This is a genomic window from Candidatus Melainabacteria bacterium RIFOXYA2_FULL_32_9, assembly GCA_001784615.1.
In the GTDB taxonomy this organism is placed as follows: Bacteria; Cyanobacteriota; Vampirovibrionia; order Gastranaerophilales; family UBA9579; genus UBA9579.
The window spans coordinates 3,492-5,718 of sequence record MFRQ01000001.1 but is presented as its reverse complement, the minus strand read 5'-3'; the positions used below and the strand labels follow the sequence as shown (position 1 = coordinate 5,718).

The 2,227-nt window shown below is 32.7% G+C and carries 1 protein-coding gene and 2 pseudogenes (1 of these 3 running past the window's edge); 2 read left to right on the top strand and 1 reads right to left on the bottom strand.

Features of this window, described 5'->3' with window-relative positions:
* Positions 1 to 427 (bottom strand): annotated as a pseudogene (locus A2255_00150) (hypothetical protein) (it extends 326 nt beyond the left edge of the window).
* A gap of 446 nt (positions 428 to 873) precedes the next feature.
* Between A2255_00150 and A2255_00145 the strand changes: the two are divergent.
* Together A2255_00145 and A2255_00140 are read left to right on the top strand one after the other, a co-directional pair.
* Positions 874 to 1,281 carry a hypothetical protein gene (locus A2255_00145; GenBank protein ID OGI23686.1) on the top strand — a complete coding sequence of 136 codons (408 nt, stop codon included), beginning with the start codon at positions 874 to 876 and terminating at the stop codon, positions 1,279 to 1,281.
* Between the two features lie 748 nt (positions 1,282 to 2,029).
* Positions 2,030 to 2,227, top strand: a pseudogene (locus tag A2255_00140) (hypothetical protein).

Genomic DNA, 2,227 nt, shown 5'->3' with positions numbered 1-2,227 from the left:
GGATTATTGCCTTATATAAAGGATTATCGCCGGCATCATCCTTCTCATCTACGTTAGCACCTTTTTTGATTAAAAATTCCATTATTTCTTTAGAGTCTGACTGCTCGGAATCTGCTGCATGAAATAGGGCTGTCCTGCCTTTTTTATCTTTAATATCAGGGCTTACGCCTTCTTCAATACAGTCTTTAATTGTATCAAAATTTAGCACTAGTTTAGACTTATTTTCTATGCTAAAACGCTCATCAGAATATTTGTTGAGGTAATCCAGCAGCTTTTGATCTGCTTCTTTATTCCCTTTAAGGCTAAAGGTTAAAGTATCAGAATTATTCAAATTCGCCTTAAAACTCTGTGGCCTTTTCTCCTGAATCCCTTGACCTGCTAAGTAAATAGCAGTCTTGTTTCCAAAACTAATTCCCTTTAATTCCATTAAATTCCTCTTCCACGATCGCAAAAAAATGTTCTATAAAAAGCTTTCATATAATTAAAGACTTTAAAAAAAGAAAAATGCTCTTTTATAAACATGAATTTACAAAACATAATATTCTTAACTGTATTTTCTGGTGTGTGGATTTGTAATTAATATGATGTAATTTTACGAGATGTCATCGCGAGGAGCGAAGCGACGTGGCGATCCAAATAATATTTATTTTTAAGCCTTAAATACTGAACATCTGTCATTGCTTCGGACTAAAGTCCTCGCAATGACAGATGTTCGCTTTTACCATATTATTTAATAATCCTACCACTAAACTAAATTCGAGAGAAAATAAGGATTTTGGGATTAAAATCAGCTAAAATGATTAGCTGGAAAAGAGAATAAAAATATTAGAAAACATTGATATAATTTTCATGCATTGTTTAAGGGGAAGTGAGATGAAAAAGGTGCTTGTCAGCTTAATTCTGGCTTTTATATTAAATTCAGGCCAGCAGGTTTTTGCTGTTAACTGGGTTCATGTAGGAACCAGTGAAAGTGGTAATGTTAATTACCTTGACCTTGACAGCGTAGAGCATGACGGTGATTATGCTTATTCCTGGTATAAAGTAATTATAAAAGATCCTGATAATGAGCTTAAGCAAAATGGAGCAGATAGTATAAAAGCTAAGCTCGTCTTTAATTGCTCTAATAGAACTTACAAATTGATAAAATCAATCAGTTACGACTCTCAAGGACGTGTTATTCTTGAAGCTGAAGATACAGAAGGATTTGAATCAATTACACCAAACACAACTCCTGAGAGAATTTTTAACCGTATATGCACAAATCAAGAGAATACTTCGTAATTTAAGACAGTATTCTCATGTAGAAGTGGTCTCAAAAGAATTATATTATTAATCGTCGGTGTTCAGAATCTTTCCAATTAATATGCTGGCAAGATGCTGAACATCATCAATTATTACTTAGTATTGATGATTCATGCTTCAGCATGACAAAATCTAACGTTATTTTATAAAGAATTTTGAGACCGTTTCTACACACAAAACAAAATCCGGTATAAACCGGATTTAAATTTTTTAAATAACATAAAATAATAGCATTATAACTGTGAATATAATGAGTATCCAGGTTCCAAACATGATCTCTGCCCCACTATTACCCCCCTGACATTAATATTATATTTTAATTTTTAGATCATTTCATTAGCTGAAACTTCTGATTTAATGGGATTTCCTTACTCCTTTGGGTAATAGATATCAGGAAAATGGCATTAGAGCTACGTATTGAGTTTGGCCTGATAGTCTGAGCTGTAAAAATTGCTAATGTGCCAGAGGCACAAACCAATCATCAAAGAAAAATTGATGACTTAAGAAAATTTAATCTGGATAATAGCTTTTAATAGTAAAATGGATGGATTGCGAAGATTCCTTTGGAATCTTCGCAATGACATTGCATATTATCTTGAAGGATCTCTGAGATTCTTCACTTCGTTCAGATTCATAGTATCTTTAACAGTCATAAAGCTATTTAAATTTTACTAAAATGTAAATTTAAGTTAGTATTAGACTAATGGCTTTTTGAATGGGGTTTTATGTGCACGGAAACGGTTTTTTAATAGAAATAGCTGAAATTTTTCTTTTATCTTCGGTTGTGGGTTTGATATTAAGTAAACTTAAGCAGCCTACAATTGTTGCGTATATTTTAGTAGGGATAGTTCTTGGGCCAGGTGTTTTAGGACTTGTCAAAAATCAGGAACTCATTTCTCAATTGGCTGAAATTGGTGTTATCGCC

Bases quoted from the DNA above. Each gene is read 5' to 3' on its own strand.
- A2255_00145 (OGI23686.1), top strand. From the start codon at position 874: ATGAAAAAGGTGCTTGTCAGCTTAATTCTGGCTTTTATATTAAATTCA.